Consider the following 20,320-nt stretch of genomic DNA (forward strand, 5'->3'; position numbering starts at 1 on the left):
TCCTGTTCAACTACATGGCCACCGAGCAGGACTGGCAGGAATTCCGTGACGGCATCCGCCTGACCCGTGAAATCATGCAGCAGCCTGCGCTGGACGCTTTCCGTGGCCGCGAAATCAGCCCGGGCATCGAAGTGCAAACCGATGAGCAGCTCGACAAGTTCATCCGTGAGCACGCCGAAACCGCGTTCCACCCGTCCTGCTCGTGCAAGATGGGCACCGACGAAATGGCTGTGGTTGATGGCGAAGGTCGTGTGCACGGCATGCAGAGTCTGCGCGTGGTCGATGCTTCGATCATGCCGATCATCACCACCGGTAACCTGAACGCGCCGACGATCATGATGGCCGAGAAAATCGCCGACAAGATCCGTGGCCGCAAGCCACTGCCGCGTAGCAATGCTGCCTACTACGTCGCGGGCAATGCGCCAGTGAAGGGCAAGCCGATGCGTGATATCACGCCGGTTGCTCAGTAAGACATAACACCGCGTCACGGCTAATCGCTGGCAAGCCAGCTCCCACAGGGTTTTGCGTCGTTCACAGAAATTGTGTACACAAAAACACCTGTGGGAGCCTGGCTTGCCAGCGATGAGGCCCTTGAGTAATACCGAGGCGCGGCCTTCGCGAGCAGGCTCGCTCCCACATTGTTTTTGAGTACTCACAGATTTTGTGTTCACTGGAGATCAATTGTGGGAGCGAGCCTGCTCGCGAAGGGGCCCTCACATTCAGCACAAATTCCCCCGCTGCACAGTAATTCCTCCTACACCCCCTCTTCACTTGATCCTACCCCCACGCAGGCCTACTCTAGACCTCGCGCAACCGTTTCACCCCTCCCCGCCGAATCGCCTCACCCCGCAACTCCATAACAAGGAGGTTCCCGAATGTTCGATTTCCACCCCCAGCTCAAGCAGCGCTTCGCTGCCTTGCGCACGGGCGCTGAGTTTTTTTCCCTGCGGTATGTACGCGAGTCCGGCCAGTACCTGTCGGTGCGCAAGAACGTTGCCGAACCACCGAGCCTGAGCCGCGACGAAGGGGCGATGCTGACGGTGCGAGTCAACGGTGTCGAAGCCTACGCCGCAACCAACGACCTCTCGCAACGCGGCCTGCAAACCGCCCTTGAGCGCGCCGAACTGCAGGCCCGGGCGCTCAAACCGCACGCCTTGCTCGACCTGCGCGATCAGCCCGTTTCCAGCGACCGCGCTGACTACTTTTCACCCAATCTCGAACAACCCTTCCCGTCCCTGAGCGAATGCTTTGAGTTGCTCGGCGCGGAATCCGCCTCGGTGCCAAAGGATGAGCGCCTGGTGAATTGGGAAGTGAGCATCGGCATCACCCACGTCGAGCAGATCTACCTGAGCAGCGCCGGCGCCGAATTGCGTCAGGCCCAGCGCTTCGTCTACCCAGGCCTCGACGTCACCGCCTACGACGGCAACGACAGCCAGACCCGCAGCCTCGGCCGCGAGAACTTCGGCCAACAGGGCGGCGCTGACGTGATCAGCCGCTGCGGCCTGGTTGGTGCCGGTCCGCAGGTGGCCGACCAGGCCCTGCAACTGCTGCTCGCGCCCAACACTCCGCAAGGGCCGCGCGACCTGCTGTTGATGCCCGATCAGATGATGCTGCAGATCCACGAATCCATTGGTCACCCGCTGGAACTCGACCGGATTCTCGGCGACGAGCGCAATTACGCCGGTACCAGCTTCGTCAAAGCGTCTGATTTCGGCAGCCTGCAGTACGGCTCGAAACTGCTCAATGTGACCTTCGATCCGGGCATTCCCGAAGAACTCGCCAGTTACGGCCACGACGACGATGGCAGCAAGGCCAGCAAGCAATTCCTGATTCGCGAGGGCCTGCTGCTGCGACCATTGGGCGGTGCTCTGTCGCAGTTCCGCGCCGGTCTCGACGGTGTCGCCAACAGTCGCGCCTGTGGCTGGAACCGCGCGCCGATCGACCGTATGGCCAACCTCAATATCGAACCGGGCGACCAGCCGCTGAACAAGCTGATCGAAGGCATCGAGCACGGCATTTTGATGAGCACCAACCGCTCGTGGTCGATTGACGATGCACGCAACAAATTCCAGTTCGGCTGCGAATGGGGCCAGTTGATCGAAAACGGCGAACTCAAAGGCGTGGTGAAAAACCCGAACTACCGGGCGATTTCCGCGCACTTCTGGAAAAGCCTGCGCGCCGTCGGCGACGCCAACACCGTCAAGGTGCTGGGCACGCCAAACTGCGGCAAGGGCGAACCGAACCAGGTGATCCGCGTCGGCCACGCTTCGCCGGCCTGCGTATTCAGCAATGTTGATGTGTTTGGGGGAGACGCCTGATGAGTACGGTCAAGAATCAGGCTGAGGCCTTTAAAGTACTGGTCAACTGGCTGCGCGACACAGTGCGCGAGCCGGAACAGTTCACCCTCAGCTATGCCGCCGAATCGTCGGCGTTCGTGCGTTTCAACCACGCCAAGGTGCGTCAGGCCGGGCAAGTGCAGCAGGCCGATGTCGGCCTGAAACTGATCAACGACGGCCGCCATGCCGACTTGCACATCACCCTCTCCGGTGATCTGGAAGGCGACCTGCAACGCCTCGCCGAAGGCCTGCAACAATTGCGCGAAACCCTGCCGCTGCTGCCGCAGGATCCGTATCTGTTGCTCAACCACAATGGCTGGCAGAGCAATAACGTGCAGGAGCATCCGCTGCCGGACACCGAGCAGGTGGTCGACGAAATCTGCGCCGCCGCCGAAGGTCTGGACCTGGTGGGCTTCTATGCCGCCGGCCCGATCAGCCGTGGTTTCGCCAGTTCTTCAGGCGCCTTCGGCTGGCATCAGGCAAACAGCTTCAACTTCGATTTCAGCCTGTTCCACGAGAACGGCGAGGCCGTGAAGGCCAGTTACGCCGGGCACGACTGGAGCAGCGATGGTTTCGCCAAACGCTTCCAGCAGGCGCGCGAGCAACTGGAATTCCTTGGTCGGCCGTTGCGCACCTTGGCACCGGGGCACTACCGCGCGTATCTGGCGCCGGCGGCGCTGGAAGAAATCATGGGCATGCTGAGCTGGGGCGGTTTCTCGGCGCAATCGATCGCGAGCAAAAGCAGCCCGTTGCAGAAGCTCTATGTCGGCGATCAGGCGTTCAGCCCGCTGGTGTCGCTGGATGAGAAAGTCAGCGAATCGTTGAGCCCGGCGTTTTCCGGTGAAGGTTATCCACGCAGCGATCTGCGCCTGATCGTCGAAGGCAAGGCTGGCGATCAATTGGTCGGTTCGCGCAGTGCGGCCGAATACGGCCTTACGGCCAACGGTGCCAGCGGCGGTGAATCGCCGAGTGCATTGAACATGGCTGCCGGTGATCTGTCGCAAGCAGAGATCCTCAAGCAATTGGGCACCGGGCTGTACATCAGCAACCTGTGGTACCTGAACTTCTCGGATCAACCGGCGGCGCGCATGACCGGCATGACCCGCTTCGCGACCTTCTGGGTCGAGAACGGCGAAATCCAGGCCCCGGTCAGCACCATGCGTTTCGATGACAGCGCCTACAGCTTGCTGGGTTCGCAGCTGGAAGCACTGACCGCCGAGCGTGAGTTGCTGCTGTCGGCGAGTACGTATAGCCAGCGCAATACTTCCTCGGCGTTGCTGCCGGGGGCGCTGGTGAGCCGACTGACCCTGACCTTGTAATACCGCAACACCGCAGTACCTGTGGGAGCTGGCTTGCCAGCGATGGCGGACTTTCAGGCAACAACGATGTTGAATCTGATGGCCTCATCGCTGGCAAGCCAGCTCCCACAGGGTAGTGTTCCGTCTGATCCACTTTCTCAGAGGTTCCATGCCCACTCGCCCGCCTCTCGACGCCATCACCGCCCGCTGGTTGCCGTGGGTCGTCGCCATTGCGTTCTTCATGCAGTCCCTCGACGGGACCATCCTCAACACCGCCCTGCCAGCCATGGCCCGCGATCTGGCCGAAGACCCTCTGCGCATGCAGGGTGTGGTCATCTCCTACATGCTCACCGTGGCGTTGTTGATCCCCGCTTCCGGGTGGATCGCTGACCGCTTCGGCACCAAGAAAATCTTCTTCGGCGCGATCCTCCTGTTCAGCTTCGGCTCGCTGCTCTGCGCGTTGTCGAGCAGCCTGAGCATGCTGGTCGGCGCCCGCGTCATCCAAGGCTTGGGCGGCGCGCTGATGTTGCCGGTCGGTCGACTGGTGGTTTTACGTGCCTATCCAAGATCGGAACTGGTGCGGATCATGGGTTTCATCACCATCCCCGGCCTGCTCGGCCCGTTGATCGGCCCGACCATGGGCGGCTGGATGGTCGAATACCTGACGTGGCACTGGATCTTCCTGATCAACCTGCCGGTCGGCGTCATCGGCTGCTACGCAGTGTGGAAATTCATCCCCGACCTGCGCGGTACCGAGCGCACGCGCTTCGACAGCTTGGGCTTTCTGTTGTTTGGCGCGGCGATGATTCTGATCACCATCGCCATGGAAGGGCTCGGCGAACTGCACCTGCCGCACCTGCGGGTGATGTTGCTGTTGTTCGGCGGCATGGCCTGTCTGGCGGCGTACTGGTTGCGCGCCGGGCACATCGAAAATCCACTGTTCGCACCGTCGCTGTTCAAGACCCGCACCTTTGCCGTGGGCATTCTCGGCAATCTGTTCGCACGTCTGGGTAGCGGTGCCCTGCCGTTTCTGGTGCCGTTGCTGCTGCAAGTGGCGCTCGGTTATTCGCCGTCGCAAGCGGGGATGAGCATGCTGCCGCTGGCCGCTGCGGCGATGGTCGCCAAATGGGTGGCGCGGCCGCTGATCGAACGTCTCGGTTATCGCATTGTGCTGACCGGCAACACACTGGCGCTGGGGATCATGCTGGCGAGCATGGGCCTGGTCAGCGAGCAGACACCGTACTGGCTGCTGCTGTGTCTGCTGGCGGTTCTCGGCGCGATCAACTCGCTGCAATTTACGGCGATGAATACGGTGACCTTGATTGATCTGGATGATGCGAGCGCCAGCAGCGGCAACAGTTTGCTCTCGGTGGTGGCGCAGTTGTCCTTGAGTCTTGGGGTTGCCTGCGCCGGTGCGTTGCTCGGCGGATTTACTGCGGAGATTGGTAACGATGGCGTCGAGACCGTATTGGGCGCGTTCCAGTTGACCTTCGTCACGGTCGGGATCATGGCGATGCTGGCGGCGACAATTTTCTCGCAACTGTCGAAAGAAGACGGCCGCCGCGCCAAACGCCCGGAAGAGCACATCGAACACTGATTTGCGCTGAAGGGCTTTTGTGGCGAGGGAGCTTTGTGGTGAGGGGATTTATCCCCGACGGGTTGCGCAGCGACCCCAAGAAAGCTGAATGCGATCAGTCTGATGCACTGAGGCGGCAGGTTTTGGGGCTGCTTCGCAGCCCATCGCGGATAAATCCCCTCACCACAGAGGCTCCTCTGCCACAGCTTCATCTATGGTCCAGGAACAACTCTGGGCTGTTGATTCAGTCACTGTTCGTCCAGAACTTTCGAGGAAAGTGGCACGGGGCTGCTACACTGCGCGACATTTTGTTTTGCAGGCCAGTCCCGTGACCACCATCGCCACCGCTTTTAATACTCTGCCGCTGTCCGCCGCCATGCTGGCTAACCTCGACTCACTCGGTTATGCCCAGATGACGCCGATCCAGGCGCAGAGCTTGCCGGTGATCCTCAAGGGGATGGACCTTATCGCCCAGGCCAAGACTGGCAGCGGCAAAACCGCTGCGTTCGGCATCGGCCTGCTCAACCCGATCAACCCGCGCTACTTCGGTTGCCAGGCGCTGGTAATCTGCCCGACCCGTGAACTGGCCGATCAGGTTGCCAAGGAAATTCGTCGTCTGGCCCGTGCCGAAGACAACATCAAGGTCCTGACCCTGTGCGGCGGCGTGTCGTTCGGCCCGCAGATCGCTTCGCTGGAACACGGCGCGCACATCATCGTCGGCACCCCGGGGCGCATTCAGCAGCACCTGCGCAAGGGCTCGCTGGTGCTCGATGGCCTGAACACGCTGATCCTCGACGAAGCCGATCGCATGCTCGACATGGGTTTCTACGACGCCATCGAAGACATCATCGTCAAGACGCCAGAGCGTCGTCAGACCCTGCTGTTCTCCGCGACTTACCCGGTGGGCATCAAACAACTGGCCTCGAAGTTCATGCGTGACCCGCAAACGGTGAAAGCCGAAGCGTTCCACGATGACACGCAGATCGAGCAGCGTTTCTACGAGATTTCCCCGGAAGACCGGATGAGCGTAGTGACCAAAGTCCTGCACCACTTCCGCCCGGCGTCCTGTGTAGCCTTCTGCTTCACCAAGCAGCAAGTGCAGGAAACCGTCGATCACCTGACTGCCAAAGGCATTTCCGCCGTCGGCCTGCACGGCGATCTGGAACAGCGTGACCGCGACCAGGTGCTGGCGATGTTCGCCAACCGCAGTACTTCGGTACTGGTCGCCACCGACGTCGCCGCCCGTGGTCTGGACATCGATGCGCTGGACATGGTGATCAACGTCGAACTGGCCCGCGATTCGGAAATCCACATTCACCGCGTTGGCCGTACCGGTCGTGCTGGCGAGAAAGGCATTGCGATCAGTCTGGTTGCCCCGGGCGAAGCACACCGCGCTCAAGCCATCGAACAACTGCAGAAATCGCCGCTGAACTGGGATCAGGTCGACAACCTCAAATCCCAGGGCCTTGCCCCGCTGCAGCCGCCAATGACTACCCTGTGCATCGGCGCTGGTCGTAAAGACAAAGTGCGTCCGGGCGACATTCTTGGCGCATTGACCGGCGACGCCGGCATTCCGGGTGCGCAGGTTGGCAAGATCGCAATCTTTGATTTCCAGGCCTACGTGGCGGTTGACCGCACTGTGGCCATGCAGGCTTTGCAGCGTTTGAACGACGGCAAGATCAAGGGCCGTTCGCTGCGCGTACGTATCCTCTGACCCGATCGTTCCCACGCTCTGCGTGGGAACGCATCCTGTGACGCTCCGCGTCACGATTCAACAGCGGACGCAGAGCGTCCATGGCGGCATTCCCACGCAGAGCGTGGGAACGATCATTGTGTGAGGACACCGTTTTGCGCTCTACCGAAGTCGTGATCATTGGCGCTGGCGCCGCTGGGTTGATGTGTGCACTGACCGCCGCCGGGCGTGGGCGTCAGGTGTTGCTGCTCGACCACGCGAACAAGGCCGGCAAGAAAATCCTGATGTCGGGCGGTGGCCGCTGCAACTTCACCAACATGTACACCGAGCCGAGCAATTTCCTCTCGCAGAACCCGCATTTTTGCAAATCGGCACTGGCGCGTTACACCCAGTGGGATTTCATCGGCATGGTCGGCAAGCACGCCGTGCCGTACCACGAGAAGAAACTCGGCCAGTTGTTCTGCGATAACAAATCCAGCGACATCCTCGAAATGCTTCTGACCGAATGCGATCAAGTCGGTGTCGACCTGCGTCTGGACACCTCGATCCAGACCATCGAGAAAGTCGAAAACGGCTACCTGCTCGACACCACCCTCGGCCAGGTCCATTGCCAGTCGCTGGTGATTGCCACGGGTGGTCTGTCGATCCCGACGCTGGGCGCCACCGGTTTTGGTTATCAAGTGGCCAAGCAATTCGGCCATGAACTGCTGCCAACCCGCGCCGGGCTGGTGCCGTTCACCATCACCGATCAGCTCAAGGAATTGTGCACCGAACTGTCCGGGACGTCGGTGGATTGTCTGGTCAGCTGCAACGAGCAGAGCTTTCGCGAGAATATCCTGTTCACGCACCGTGGCCTCAGTGGTCCGGCGATTCTGCAGATTTCCTCGTTCTGGGAATCCGGCGACACGGTGGAGATCAACTTGCTGCCGGATCACGACGCCGCGAGCTGGCTGCAACAGCAAGTGGCCGAACGCCCCAATAGCGAGCTGAAAACGTTGCTGGGTGAAATCTTCACCAAGAAGATGGCCAACCTGCTGGCGGACAACTGGTTCGTCTCCAAGCCGATGAAGCAGTACACCCACGCGGAACTGGCAGAGATCGCCGAGAAGCTCGGCAGCTGGAAAGTTGTCCCGGCCGGTACCGAAGGCTACCGCACCGCCGAAGTAACGCTGGGCGGCGTCGACACCCGCGAAGTGTCTTCCAAAACCATGGAGTCGCTGAAAAGCCCTGGCCTGTACTTCATCGGCGAAGTGCTCGACGTCACCGGTCATCTGGGCGGCTTCAACTTCCAGTGGGCCTGGGCCTCGGGTTACGCGGCTGCGCAGTACGCTTAATTCAAAGCAGATACAAAAACCTGTGGGAGCTGGCTTACCAGCGATGAGGCCGGCGGATCCAACATCATTGTTGCCTGTCAGGCAGCCATCGCTGGCAAGCCAGCTCCCACAGGGTTCCGTGCCCAATTCAAGATTTAATCCAGCACAAGATCTCAAAGGAACACTTTTTGCTGTCAGATGTGATCGGCGCCATTGCGTCGGCGTCATTACTGGCTCAATTTAGCGGCATCGCCTCGGAAGGCCTTCGCACTTCATGTCCTCGACCTCGTTTCGTCAGTCTTTGCGGCGCCTGTGGGCGCTGGATAAATTCAGCTACAGCGTGCGGGTGTTCATCGCCCTGACCGGCAGCATGGCGCTGTGTTGGTATCAGGATGAAATGGGCCTGTTGATCCCGTTGTTCCTCGGCATCATCGCCAGCGCTTTGGCGGAAACCGACGACAGTTGGCAGGGCCGCCTCAATGCCCTCGCGGTGACGCTGGTGTGTTTCAGCATCGCCGCGCTGTCGGTGGAATTGCTCTTCCCCTACCCCATCGTGTTTGCCATTGCCTTGGCGCTGGCCAGCTTCGGCCTGACCATGCTCGGTGCGCTCGGCGAGCGTTATGGGGCGATTGCCTCGGCAACGTTGATTCTTTCCGTGTACACGATGATCGGCGTCGATCAACGCGGTGGTGCGGTCACTGATTTCTGGCACGAACCGATGCTGCTGGTGGCGGGTGCGGCGTGGTACGGCTTGCTCTCGGTGTTGTGGCAGGCGATGTTCTCCAACCAGCCGGTGCAGCAAAGCCTGGCGCGGTTGTTCCGCGAACTGGGTTTTTACCTGAAGTTGAAATCCTCGCTGTTCGAACCGATCCGGCAAATGGACGTCGAAGCCCGACGTCTGGAACTGGCCCAGCAAAATGGCCGCGTGGTGGCGGCACTGAACAGTGCCAAGGAAATCATTCTGCACCGGGTCGGCAACGGTCGCCCCGGCTCGAAAGTCAGCCGTTACCTGAAGTTGTACTTCCTCGCTCAGGACATCCACGAACGCGCCAGCTCTTCGCACTATCCCTACAATGCGCTGGCCGAAGCGTTTTTCCACAGTGATGTGCTGTTCCGCTGCCAACGCCTGTTGCGCCAGCAAGGCAAAGCCTGCCGCGCACTGGCCGAATCGATCCAGATGCGCCAGCCGTTCATCTATGACGCCAGTTTCGCCGAAGCGCTGAGCGACCTCGACGCCTCCCTCGAACACCTGCGCATCCAGAGCAATCCGGCATGGCGCGGACTCCTGCGTTCGTTGCGCGCACTGGCAGCCAACCTCGGCACCCTCGACCGTTTGCTCAGCGACGCGAGTAACCCCGACGCCTTGGCCGATGCGACCGACAGCAGCTTGCTCGACCGCTCGCCACGCAATCTCAAAGACGTGTGGATTCGCCTGCGTACACAACTGACGCCGACTTCGTTGTTGTTCCGCCATGCCCTGCGTTTGCCGCTGGCGTTAAGTATCGGTTACGGCATGGTGCACCTGATTCACCCGTCGCAAGGCTACTGGATCATCCTCACCACCCTGTTCGTCTGCCAGCCGAACTACGGCGCCACGCGGCGCAAACTCGGTCAGCGGATTTTCGGCACGGCCATCGGCCTGACCGTGGCATGGGCGCTGTTCGATCTGTTCCCGAGTCCGTTGGTGCAATCGTGTTTCGCCATTGCCGCCGGCGTGGTGTTCTTTACCAACCGCACCACCCGTTACACCCTGGCGACCGCTGCTATCACCATCATGGTGCTGTTCTGCTTCAACCAGGTCGGCGACGGTTACGGGCTGTTCCTGCCGCGACTGTTCGATACCTTGCTTGGCAGCCTGATTGCGGGCCTGACGGTGTTCCTGTTCCTGCCGGACTGGCAGGGCCGACGCCTGAACAAAGTGCTGGCCAACACCCTGACCTGCAACAGCATCTACCTGCGCCAGATCATGCAGCAATATGCCGCCGGCAAGAGCGACGACCTCGCTTATCGTCTGGCCCGGCGCAATGCGCACAACGCCGATGCGGCGCTGTCGACGACACTGGCGAACATGCTGATGGAGCCGGGGCATTTCCGCAAAGAAGCGGATGTCGGTTTCCGCTTTCTGGTGTTGTCGCACACCTTGCTCAGTTATCTGTCAGGGCTGGGTGCGCACCGCGAGACGCAGCTGCCGGCGGAGGTGCGCGAGCATTTGATCGATGGGGCCGGCGTGAAGCTGGCGACGAGCATTGATGAAATCGCCCAGGGGCTGGCGAGCAAGCAGCCGATTGCGATTCAAAGTGATGAAGAAGAAGCCCTGGCCAATGAGCTGGAGCAGATGCCCGATGAGATTGATGAAGGGCAGCGACTGGTGCAGACGCAACTGGCGCTGATCTGCCGGCAGTTGGGGCCGTTGCGCACGTTAGCGGCGCATTTGATCAAGGACACCTCCGAAGTTTGAGGTGGCCTGACTGGCCTCATCGCTGGCAAGCCAGCTCCCACAGTGGGTCGAGTGATTCACAAAATTGTGCTTCACCAAAGACCCTGTGGGAGCTGGCTTGCCAGCGATGAGGCCCTCAGCAACAACACAACTCTGGGATCAGACACCTACATCCCATGCTGCCTCAGCAACCGGTCATAACTGCCATCCGCCTTCATCGCCGCTATCGCCCGATCAAACCCCGCCACGATCTGCTCATGCTGCGGATTTTTCAGACTCACCAATATATGCAGGCTGTTCTCGCTCAACGGTTTGGGCAAAAACTCCACCGAATTGCGCACCTTGGCTGACTCCCGCGCCAGGTAGTACTTCGCGACATACTCGTCCTCCAGCGTCAACTTGACCCGGTCCGCCGCCAGCATGCGCACCGCCATGGCGAAGTTATGCACAGGGACTTTCTGCAAAGCCGTGTCGGCATCAAATGGCGGCGAATAGGCATAACCGCGCACCACTGCAATCGGGTATGTGTGCAATTGCTGCAGATTGGAGTATTCAAGCGGCGTGTCTTTGCGCTTGAGGAAGCGGATGCGGTTGAGCAGGTACTCACCGGAAAACTGCCCGAGTTTCGTCCGCTCATCGTTGTACCAGGCGTTGACCAGTACATCGTAACGGCCTTCGCCGACACCCAGCAGCGCCCGTGCCCACGGCACCTGTTCATAACCGCTGGCATAACCGGCCCGGGCCAGCGCGGTGCTGACGATGTCGGTGGCCAGGCCGCCATTGACCAGCGTGTCGTCGGTAAAGGGTGGCCAGATATCGAATACCAGCCGCAGCTTATCGGCTGCAGCGTTCTGACCCAGCAAGAGCAATCCGATCAAAGCAAAGGCTCGATGCAATCGCGGCATGCTTGAAAATCCTTAGCGGGCGAGCTGCCCGGCGTATTTTTCAGTCAAAACCCAAGGCCCCTTACCGGCGAAACCCAGGCCCTAACGTTAGCTCATTGAAGCCAGTGCACAGCGCTCTCCAGCAGATTACACAAAGAAGACACCGTCGCGAGAAAGGAATGATGGCATTTTGACCTTTATCACAGACTCTTCAGCCATACAGACATCTTTGGCGTCTGCGCTTAGTATCGGGCGACGCCTTCAAGGAATCGAAAAATGACAATCGAATGGGTCTGCAAACATCACAGTGATTTGGGCAAAGAACAGTTGTACGCACTGCTGAAACTGCGTTCGGAAGTCTTCGTGGTCGAACAGAAATGCGCCTACCCCGACCTCGATGGCCAGGATCTGGACGGTGACACCTATCATTTGATGGGTTGGGAGGATGACCAGTTGATGGCGTATCTGCGCCTGCTGGATCCGGAATCCCAGGGCGGTGACGTGGTGATCGGCCGGGTGATTACCGCGCCGCAAGGGCGCGGCAAGGGGCTGGGCCACGAAATGATGGAACAGGCGCTGAAACAGGCCGAGAAGCATTGGCCACAGGTGCCGATCTATCTGTCGGCACAAGCGCATTTGCAGGGGTATTACGGCAAGTACGGGTTTGTGGTGGCGGGTGAGGAGTATCTGGAGGATGACATTCCGCATATCGGGATGCGTCGTCCTTAAGGCTCTCATCGCTGGCAAGCCAGCTCCCACAGAGATCTGCGGCAAACACACTTTTTGTGAATGACAGACAAACCTGTGGGAGCTGGCTTGCCAGCGATGGCGTCAGCTCAATCGATACACAGCTCAGGGATACTCAAGCACTGCCTTGATCTGCCGCAAATTACGCTCGATCCACCCGCGATCAATCGCCCCCCACTCGCGAATCCGATAGCGCCCGGCATGGTTGCGTGCGCCCTCTTCCTGCTCGAATTCACAAACGATATCCAGATCCGCCAGTGCCGCAATCGTGTCCTGCGCCGTGCGCCGGGGCATGCCGGTCACTTCGGTCAGCGTCGGCACACTCGGCGCCAGACCGCTGTCGATCAGGTACGCCACGTACAAGCGGCGGTAGAAACTGCTTTTGGTCTTGCTGACGTCCATCCACACCTTCCTGGTTGCGTACTGTTAAGCCTGCAGATCCCGCCACGTCAGGTACACCCGTAGATCAAACTCTACCTGGTGGTACCCCGGCAGCATGTGCTCACACAATTTATAAAACGCCTTGTTGTGATCCGACTCTTTGAAATGCGCCAGTTCATGCACCACGATCATCTTCAGAAAATCCGGCGCGGCATCCTTGAACAGCGAGGCGATACGAATCTCTTTCTTGGCCTTGAGCTTGCCGCCCTGCACTCGCGAAACCGTGGTGTGCAGACCGAGCGCACGGTGGGTCAGATCGAGGCGGTTGTCGAACAGCACTTTGTCGATGGCCGGGGCGTTGCGCAGATATTCCTGCTTCAAGTCCAGTGCGTAGCTGTACAGCGCCTTGTCGCTCTGCACATCGTGCCGCCCCGAATAGCGCTGATCCAGGTATTCACCCAGACGCCCGTCGGCGATCAGTTGGCGCACCTGATCCTGAAGTTGCGCGGGATAGGCCTGGAGGTACTTCAACACAGTCATGGACGAGCGACACGGTTCGAAAAATGTGCGCCAGTGTAGCGAATTCAACCGGGCAGTGCGCTCCAGTCAAACGGCGCGGCGAAGCTTGCAACGTCCTCGGCGATCAGTGGTCGTGCGACGAGGAAGCCTTGCACATACTCGCAGCCGTGGGCTTGCAGCCATTGATACTGCTCGATGGTTTCGACACCTTCGGCAATCACCAGCAAACCGTATTGCTTGCACAGGTTGATCACCGTGCTCACCAGCGAAGCGTCCCTTTCGGAGTCCGGCAACCGGGCGATCAGATGGCGATCAAGCTTGAGCGTATCGAGCTCCAGGTCACGCAGATGCGTCAGCGAACACGGCCCGGAGCCGAAGTCGTCCAGCGCCACGCGCACCCCGAGATTGCGCAGCAAACGCAGTTGTTTGCGGGTTTCATCCGGGTTTTGCATCAATGCTTCTTCGGTGACCTCGACTTCCAATTGCCGTGGCTGCAAAGAATGTCGCTCCATGACCTGACGCAACTCGGTGACCAGATTCGGCAGGCTGAACTGGGTGTTGCTCAAACTCACGCCGAGCACCAGGTCTTCGGCAAACAGGGTTTCCCAGGCTTTGCGCTGACCGGCACCGCGATGATAAATCCAGCTGCCGAGACGGCTGATCAATCGCGCCTCCTCCAGCAACGGCAGAAAAAGCCCCGGCGGCACATCGCCAACGCTCGGGTGTTGCCAGCGCAACAGCGCTTCAAAGCCACGAATCTGGCCGCTGTCGATGGCCACCTGCGGTTGATAGACCAGATTGAAATCGCGGTTTTCGATGGCCGTGCGCACGCTCTCCTCGAGCATCAAACGCGAGCGCGCCCGACCATTCATTTCGTGATCGTAAAAACGATATTGCTGACGCCCGGCGCGCTTGGCCTCGTACATGGCGATGTCCGAGGCGCGCAGTAATCCGTCGAGGTTCGAACCGCAATCCGGATACGTCGCGATGCCGATACTGGCACCGAGGGCGATGTCCAGCCCTTCGATCTGCTGACAGATCGACACGCGTTCAATGAGTTTCTCGGCAATCTTCGCCGCTTGCTCAGGAAACTCCAGATCCAGCAACGCCGTAAATTCATCCCCGCCCATACGCGCAAGAATGTCGAACGGCCGCAGACACGCCTTCAACTGCTCGGACACCCAACGCAACACGCGGTCGCCGGCATCGTGGCCAAGGGAATCATTGACCCGCTTGAAACCGTCGAGGTCCAGATACAGCAGCACCCAACTGCTGTCGCTGCGTTCACCGCGCAACAGCAGGTTCTCCACGGTCTGGTAAAAACCGCGACGGTTGAGTAACCCGGTCAATGGGTCGGTCACGGCTTGAAATTCGAGCTGTTGGTGCAAGTGGCGCACCACCGACATGTCGAGAACCGTCACCACCATCGCCTGTTGTTCAGTGGGAAGCGCCGCGCAGGACAAGGCCACCGGCACTTGCTGGCCTGGCGCTGTGCGCAATAACGCATCGTGAAGTCTCAGGGTTTCAGCACGCTTGAAGCTGGCGTAAAACTCGGATTCGGCCCACTGAGGGATATGTGGTTTCTGCAGATAATCGAGAAACTCCTTACCCTCCAGCTCCTTCACCGGCGCGTTCAGCAGGCGCGAAATCGCCGGATTGGCAAAGCGGATCAAGCCATCCTCGCCCACCACCAATATCCCCTCGGCAGCGTTATCCAGCACCGAGGCATTGAAGGCGCGCGCCACTTCCAGGTCATGACTCAAGCGCTGCAACGCGCGGCGATTGCGCTGGTGTTCCAGCAACGCCTGCACTTTCGGTTTAAGGATTTGCGGATCAAACGGTTTGAACAGGTAATCCACCGCGCCGCTGGCGTAGCCCTTGATCACGGCGTCCTGGGATTGCTCGTTGGCAGTCAGGAAAATAATCGGCGTGAGGCGCGTACGCTGACTGCCGCGCATCAGGCGCGCGACTTCAAAGCCGTCCATGCCCGGCATCTGCACATCCAGCAGCACCAGATCGACGTCGTGTTCGAGCAAAAGATTGAGCGCCTCGAAACCGGAGGCCGCGGTCAACACGTGCCAATCCTGACGCTGCAGCAACGCGCGCATGCTGATCAGGTTTTCAGGGTAATCATCAACGATCAAAAGGACAGAGCTGCCTTCACCTGGCGGGGGTTGCACGCATTCCATGCTGCTTCTCTTGTCGGGACATCAGACCGGTTCCGGTAAAAACCGTACACATACTGAGCCTTCACTCTAGTCGCGGATCTGCAAAAGCAGAAGCTGTCATCAGGCCATCATTTAACCAATGTCAGGTCTAGCCGACTAACGGTCACGCGTGAAGGCCCCTGAAACCGGGAAAGATGGCATTTCGACAGGATGTTGACGCCAAACGTCCGCCGGACGGCGGTTAACAAAAAAACCCTCTACGCTTATAAAGGCCGCCCCAAAACGTGCGGCCTAGAGCTTCTGGCACGTGCGTGCAGTGAAACTTGAGTGGAAGAACCGACATGATCGACCTCGCAACCTGGAACCTCAGCGTTCCCGTTGGCAGCCCGCCATACACCGTCGAAACCTCCAAACTGGTGAACGGCTTCAAGGATCAGTACTTCCATTCCGACACCGGCACCTTGTTCTTCTGGTCACCGGTTACCGGGTCAAAAACCGAAAACGCCATCTACCCGCGCACCGAACTGCGCGAAACCTACAGCAACGGCACCCTGCGCAACTGGTATTACCCCGACGCCGACAACTCGTTGCGTGCCACCGTGACGGTGAACAAGGTGCCCAGCTCCGGCAAGATTGTCATCGGCCAGATCCACGCGTACGAAAGCCAGAAGCCGATGGTCAAACTCGAGTACCAATACAAGACCAAAACCGAGACCGGTAACCTGGTGATCAAGGTGCGCATGCACCCGGATGACGACGAGGGCCGGGTCATCACCCTCGCCACCGGGATCAAACTGGATCGCGAATTCAACTACCTCATCCACTTAAGCCCCGGCGGCGCACTCGGCATCAGCGCGGCGGGTTATCAGTGGGACAGCCAGATCAGCGCGACGTGGCGCAACAAGCCGCTGTACTTCAAGGCCGGGGTTTATGTGCAGGACAACACCGGTTACACCAGCGAAGGCGGCCAGGTCACCTTCAGCAAACTCGATATCGACCACGACAAGTAATCCCGATTGGCACACATCCTGTGGCGAGGGAGCTTGCTCCCGCTGGGGCGCGCAGCGGCCCTGAAAAAGCGAGGCCTGCTGCGCAGTCCAGCGGGAGCAAGCTCCCTCGCCACAGTGTTATTTATTGCCAGTCGGACATCCTTTAAACGTGGTTGTTTAGATTTGTCGGCCGTTACTTCCGGATGCCTACAACAGCTTGCGTCGTTGCCTACGGGTACGCCAGAATCCGCCGGCTTGTGCGCCTGGCGGGCCATCGGTAACTTGATTCGCGTCACTGATTTCCAGTGATCGGGTTTAGTAGCCCGTGGTTTCAAGCTTGGTGCACATGCATCTGTCAGTCAGGGATTTCGATTCCTGCGCTTGATGGTAGCTGTGCGCAGGGCACCTTCGGGTGCGCCGGCTTGCTCGAAACCCCGGTCTACTAACCTGCGTACAGTTGCCTCCACTTTGATTAGTAGCCAGAGCGGGGGCACTCCAATCAGGTTTCGAGCAAATGATCAAATCAACGCCACACCCGCCGGTCACCGACCCGGCCTCGCCTTACGAATCCCCAAACTCCAAAAAACTCAACGACGCCGCCGAACGCGCCCTCGACCACTACCTCACCCCTGCCGCCTGCATAATGGCCAGCACCAACAAACCCGAGCCGATGTACCTCGCCAACCCGAAGTACAACACCGAATCCCTGCTGGCCAACGCCAGCGAAACCCTCGGCTCAGCCAGCGAAATGCTCAACAACTTCGCCGCCATGCTCGACACCTCACACCGCAAGACCGCGCTGGGCATCGCGCAAGTGGTCATGCTCGGTGAATTGGCAGTGAATCAAGCGCTGGATCACGTGGAGTTGAAGGAATAGCCACCCATATCGGACTTTTCATCTAAAAACCTCTTGGATGTCCGCTGTAGGTGACAATTCCTTGTCACTGATGGGAAATCATCCACAGATAAACCCGCCCCGCGGCGGGTTTATTCTATAACAGTCCAACGCTCCGACTTATTTGCCCTTAGTCTTCAACTCTTCCTTCAGATAACGTCAGTAACATCGCTTCCAGCGAGATCGTTTTGGTCTTCGAAGTATTACCGGCAGTAGCGAATACTTTTACGAGCGATACACACATCACGCATCGGGATCACAGTGACTCCGGAGATCTTACGTGGGTGGAATTCGCTCAAATTGCTTAAATAAAGGGAACAGACCTGCTTAAATTCCAACTTCTTATACCGAATTTATGAATTACCCGAACAGATCATCGCGAATGACTATAAAAAACTGTCATTTCTATCAGGTTACAAGAAACAGACTTCAACCTAACCTCATCAGCGTGATACCGGAAAAACGACTTCGGACTGAAATTTAGCCCGAGCCTTAAATATCGCGAGCAAAAGGTTAAGAAAATAATGCTTACTTTCCAAGGAACCGTCTCTGATACAGGCGAAAGCAATCCCGCCACGCTTACATTTGATGACCTAAGCCAACAGGGTGGCAAGTTAAATAATGGGAAAATGAAATATTACGGGCTTAACTTCACCGTCACCGGGAACTATACCGCGAAGACATCCAGATCTTTTAATCTTCAGGCAAAAGCAAAAGCTTCAGATGGGGATGAATATGGGCATGGAGACAGTTCACTCACCATCACCCTGAAGTCGTCCGATGGCAACGACAATCAGTTGGGCGGTACTGTTAAAGTTCTCGCAGGCGGGCCGAATGTGGGTAAGACCTACAATATGAACTTCACAAGAGGGTAACCCCAGAGCACAAAAAACCCGCCTTTCGGCGGGTTTCTTGAATCAGCAAATTAACGCTCAGGCTCAGTTAACTTTAGCGTTCAACTCACCCTTCAGATAACGCTGGAACATCGCTTCCAGAGAAATCGGCTTGATCTTCGAAGCATTACCCGCAGTACCGAACGCTTCATAACGAGCGATACACACATCACGCATTGCAGTCACGGTGGCGCCGAAGAATTTACGTGGGTCGAATTCGCTCGGGTTGGTGGCCATCAGGCGACGCATTGCGCCGGTGGATGCCAGACGCAGGTCGGTGTCGATGTTGACCTTGCGCACGCCGTACTTGATGCCTTCGACGATTTCTTCGACCGGTACGCCGTAGGTTTCTTTGATGTCGCCGCCGTACTGGTTGATGATCGCCAGCCACTTCCGGTTTCATGGACGAGTAAACGTGCATCAGCAAGGGCAGCAGCTCGCAGTGAAGCGTGGATAAAATGTTTCGTATACGCTACCTTCAATATTAAATGTTACGGTAGCGACACATGGACCACTCTCTGTTGATTAACCGGCTCGGCATCCAATTACGTCAAAAACGTATAAATCGTGGCCTGACGCAGGCTCAGCTTGCCGATCTGGCGGGACTGACGCGATACAAAGTCATCGCGGTGGAGAAAGGCACCCTTTCCGTCGGCATGATCGCTTACGCGCGCGTTTTGGCTGCTCTGGACTGCGAACTCTCGGTGGTTCCAGCAACGATGCCAACCCTTGAAGAGCTTGGGGATTTATTCGAATGAAAATGGCCTCTCTTCAAGTCAGTACCCCACAAGGTAATAGCGGCAGACTTTTCAGCAACGCCGAGGATTTCACTTTTCGTTATCACGAAGATGCATCGCCAAAAATGGCCATCAGCCTCTCGATGCCTGTACGGCATGACGAATTTCGTCGGCGCGAACTGCACCCTGTTTTTCAAATGAACCTGCCAGAAGGCTATGTGCTGGAGCAGTTACGCAATCGCTTGGCCAAGACAGTCAACGTCGACCCAATGCTGCTACTGGCACTTTCCGGAAGCACATCGCCCATTGGCAGGGTTCACGTACGCTCTGAAACCGTTGATGCCTTGTTGGAGGAGCAAGAATTTCCGGGAGAGAAACTCGAAGAGATTCTCACGTGGGACGGCACGGAAGATATCTTCGCCGACATGCTTGATCGCTACATCCTGCGGGCAGGCATTTCAGGCGTTCAACCCAAGTTGCTGGTGCCGGAACGACAAGAGGCAGAGTTGCCGCGAGTGACATCCAAAACCTCGGACCTGATCATCAAAAGTGGCAGAGACGAATTCCCAGGCCTGGCGATCAACGAATTCCTTTGTATGTCCATGGCAAAAGACGCGGGCATTCCCGTTCCGCCGTTTTATCTTTCCGACAACGCCAAGCTATTTGTCATGCGCCGCTTTGATCGCGACGATCAGCTCAACCCGATCGGTTTTGAAGACATGGCCGTGTTGATGGGGCTGCCGGCTACTCAGAAGTACAGCAAAAGTTATGCAGCCATCGCGAAGGCTGTTCGAGTGTTTTGCCCGGCGAAACACTTGCGCACGTCCCTCGATCAACTCTTCGATAGCGTTGCCCTGAGTTGCATCGTCGGAAATGGCGACGCTCATTTGAAAAATTTCGGTTTGCTCTATTCAGAACCCACGCAACGCGATGCGCATCTGGCGCCGGCTTACGACATCGTCAACACCACCGCCTATATTCCGGAAGATGTTTTGGCATTGGATCTGGCGGGCAACAAGTCAATGTTCGCTTCACGACAAGGATTGCTGGAGTTTGCTCATACCTGTGAAATCGAGCGGCCCAGAGAGCGTATTCAAAAGTTGCTCATCGCTGTTGAAGAGGTGCTGAAGCGCCATTCTCAGTATCGGGAACAGGCGCCTCACGTGTTTACTGCCATCAAGCAATCAGCAGCACCATTTGCTCTGACTTTTGGATAGTTTCACTGCACGCAGACATCGCAGCCCACAAAAAACCCGCCTCACGGCGGGTTTCTTGTATCAGCGGTTCAAAGCCAAGGCTCAGTTAACCTTAGCGTTCAACTCACCTTTCAGATAACGCTGGAACATCGCTTCCAGGGAGATCGGCTTGATCTTCGAAGCATTACCCGCAGTACCGAACGCTTCATAACGAGCGATACACACATCACGCATTGCAGTCACGGTGGCGCCGAAGAA

The 20,320-nt window shown here is 58.2% G+C and carries 17 protein-coding genes and 2 pseudogenes; 13 read left to right on the forward strand and 6 right to left on the reverse strand.

Going from position 1 to position 20,320, the window contains the following annotated elements; genetic code table 11:
• The 7 genes from ACIONG_RS26925 to yccS form a co-directional block, all read left to right on the forward strand.
• The coding region (locus tag ACIONG_RS26925) for a GMC oxidoreductase (protein ID WP_401303744.1) at nucleotides 1-470 on the forward strand (470 nt) is incomplete at its 5' end.
• 405 nt (nucleotides 471-875) lie between these two features.
• Nucleotides 876-2,318: a TldD/PmbA family protein gene (locus ACIONG_RS26930; RefSeq protein WP_401303747.1), complete on the forward strand. Its 1,443-nt coding sequence runs from the start codon at nucleotides 876-878 to the stop codon at nucleotides 2,316-2,318.
• Nucleotides 2,318-3,655, forward strand: a complete 1,338-nt coding sequence (locus tag ACIONG_RS26935; protein ID WP_401303749.1) for a TldD/PmbA family protein — start codon at nucleotides 2,318-2,320, stop codon at nucleotides 3,653-3,655. The genes ACIONG_RS26930 and ACIONG_RS26935 overlap by 1 nt, the downstream gene beginning before the upstream one ends.
• A 148-nt stretch (nucleotides 3,656-3,803) precedes the next feature.
• Nucleotides 3,804-5,231 (forward strand): multidrug transporter subunit MdtD, encoded by a 1,428-nt coding sequence (mdtD, locus tag ACIONG_RS26940; protein WP_103304251.1) that lies wholly within the window; start codon nucleotides 3,804-3,806, stop codon nucleotides 5,229-5,231.
• A 355-nt stretch (nucleotides 5,232-5,586) separates the two neighbouring features.
• Nucleotides 5,587-6,924 carry an ATP-dependent RNA helicase DbpA gene (gene dbpA / locus ACIONG_RS26945; protein WP_242482951.1) on the forward strand — a complete coding sequence of 446 codons (1,338 nt, stop codon included), beginning with the start codon at nucleotides 5,587-5,589 and terminating at the stop codon, nucleotides 6,922-6,924.
• Nucleotides 6,925-7,058: 134 nt separating this feature from the next.
• Nucleotides 7,059-8,237, forward strand: a complete 1,179-nt coding sequence (locus ACIONG_RS26950; RefSeq protein ID WP_401303752.1) for an NAD(P)/FAD-dependent oxidoreductase — start codon at nucleotides 7,059-7,061, stop codon at nucleotides 8,235-8,237.
• 253 nt (nucleotides 8,238-8,490) lie between these two features.
• On the forward strand, nucleotides 8,491-10,674 hold the full coding sequence (gene yccS / locus ACIONG_RS26955) for a YccS family putative transporter (protein ID WP_213026810.1): 2,184 nt from the start codon (nucleotides 8,491-8,493) through the stop codon (nucleotides 10,672-10,674).
• Nucleotides 10,675-10,820: 146 nt separating this feature from the next.
• Here the strand turns inward: yccS and ACIONG_RS26960 are convergent, their stop codons facing one another.
• The gene (locus tag ACIONG_RS26960; RefSeq protein WP_103304256.1) at nucleotides 10,821-11,558 is read right to left on the reverse strand and encodes an ABC transporter substrate-binding protein; all 738 of its coding nucleotides are present in this window, start codon (nucleotides 11,556-11,558) and stop codon (nucleotides 10,821-10,823) included.
• A 255-nt stretch (nucleotides 11,559-11,813) separates the two neighbouring features.
• Between ACIONG_RS26960 and ACIONG_RS26965 the strand changes: the two genes are divergently transcribed.
• The gene (locus tag ACIONG_RS26965) at nucleotides 11,814-12,266 is read left to right on the forward strand and encodes a GNAT family N-acetyltransferase (RefSeq protein ID WP_315448276.1); all 453 of its coding nucleotides are present in this window, start codon (nucleotides 11,814-11,816) and stop codon (nucleotides 12,264-12,266) included.
• Nucleotides 12,267-12,389: 123 nt separating this feature from the next.
• Here the strand turns inward: ACIONG_RS26965 and ACIONG_RS26970 are convergent, their stop codons facing one another.
• From ACIONG_RS26970 to ACIONG_RS26980, 3 genes are read right to left on the reverse strand one after another with little or no spacing between them, the layout of a single operon-like run.
• Nucleotides 12,390-12,686 carry a helix-turn-helix domain-containing protein gene (locus ACIONG_RS26970; RefSeq protein WP_007913779.1) on the reverse strand — a complete coding sequence of 99 codons (297 nt, stop codon included), beginning with the start codon at nucleotides 12,684-12,686 and terminating at the stop codon, nucleotides 12,390-12,392.
• A gap of 24 nt (nucleotides 12,687-12,710) precedes the next feature.
• A complete protein-coding gene (locus tag ACIONG_RS26975; RefSeq protein ID WP_103304376.1) occupies nucleotides 12,711-13,205 on the reverse strand; it encodes a M48 family metallopeptidase in 495 nt (164 codons plus the stop codon).
• 44 nt (nucleotides 13,206-13,249) lie between these two features.
• A complete protein-coding gene (locus ACIONG_RS26980; protein ID WP_401303756.1) occupies nucleotides 13,250-15,373 on the reverse strand; it encodes a putative bifunctional diguanylate cyclase/phosphodiesterase in 2,124 nt (707 codons plus the stop codon).
• A gap of 320 nt (nucleotides 15,374-15,693) precedes the next feature.
• On the opposite strand from ACIONG_RS26980, the gene ACIONG_RS26985 reads away from it, so the two are divergent.
• The 3 genes from ACIONG_RS26985 (at nucleotide 15,694) to ACIONG_RS26995 (ending at nucleotide 18,111) form a co-directional block, all read left to right on the forward strand.
• Nucleotides 15,694-16,362, forward strand: coding sequence for a polysaccharide lyase family 7 protein (locus ACIONG_RS26985; protein WP_103304259.1), 669 nt, complete (start codon nucleotides 15,694-15,696; stop codon nucleotides 16,360-16,362).
• Between the two features lie 493 nt (nucleotides 16,363-16,855).
• Nucleotides 16,856-17,218, forward strand: a complete 363-nt coding sequence (locus ACIONG_RS26990; protein ID WP_401303758.1) for a DUF6124 family protein — start codon at nucleotides 16,856-16,858, stop codon at nucleotides 17,216-17,218.
• A gap of 542 nt (nucleotides 17,219-17,760) precedes the next feature.
• Nucleotides 17,761-18,111 carry a hypothetical protein gene (locus ACIONG_RS26995; protein WP_103304261.1) on the forward strand — a complete coding sequence of 117 codons (351 nt, stop codon included), beginning with the start codon at nucleotides 17,761-17,763 and terminating at the stop codon, nucleotides 18,109-18,111.
• Between the two features lie 63 nt (nucleotides 18,112-18,174).
• Here ACIONG_RS26995 and ACIONG_RS27000 read toward each other — a convergent pair.
• Nucleotides 18,175-18,519: pseudogene (locus ACIONG_RS27000) on the reverse strand (class II fructose-bisphosphate aldolase); the annotation flags it as partial.
• Between the two features lie 116 nt (nucleotides 18,520-18,635).
• Between ACIONG_RS27000 and ACIONG_RS27005 the strand changes: the two are divergent.
• Both ACIONG_RS27005 and ACIONG_RS27010 read left to right on the forward strand, forming a co-directional pair.
• Nucleotides 18,636-18,887, forward strand: coding sequence for a helix-turn-helix domain-containing protein (locus ACIONG_RS27005; protein WP_213026815.1), 252 nt, complete (start codon nucleotides 18,636-18,638; stop codon nucleotides 18,885-18,887).
• On the forward strand, nucleotides 18,884-20,083 hold the full coding sequence (locus ACIONG_RS27010; protein WP_103304263.1) for a type II toxin-antitoxin system HipA family toxin: 1,200 nt from the start codon (nucleotides 18,884-18,886) through the stop codon (nucleotides 20,081-20,083). The genes ACIONG_RS27005 and ACIONG_RS27010 overlap by 4 nt, the downstream gene beginning before the upstream one ends.
• Nucleotides 20,084-20,164: 81 nt before the next feature.
• On the opposite strand, the pseudogene ACIONG_RS27015 reads toward ACIONG_RS27010, so the two are convergent.
• Nucleotides 20,165-20,320, reverse strand: a pseudogene (locus tag ACIONG_RS27015) (fructose-bisphosphate aldolase); the annotation flags it as partial.

It is taken from the genome of Pseudomonas sp. NPDC087817 (genome assembly GCF_044742875.1).
Lineage (GTDB): Bacteria > Pseudomonadota > Gammaproteobacteria > Pseudomonadales > Pseudomonadaceae > Aquipseudomonas.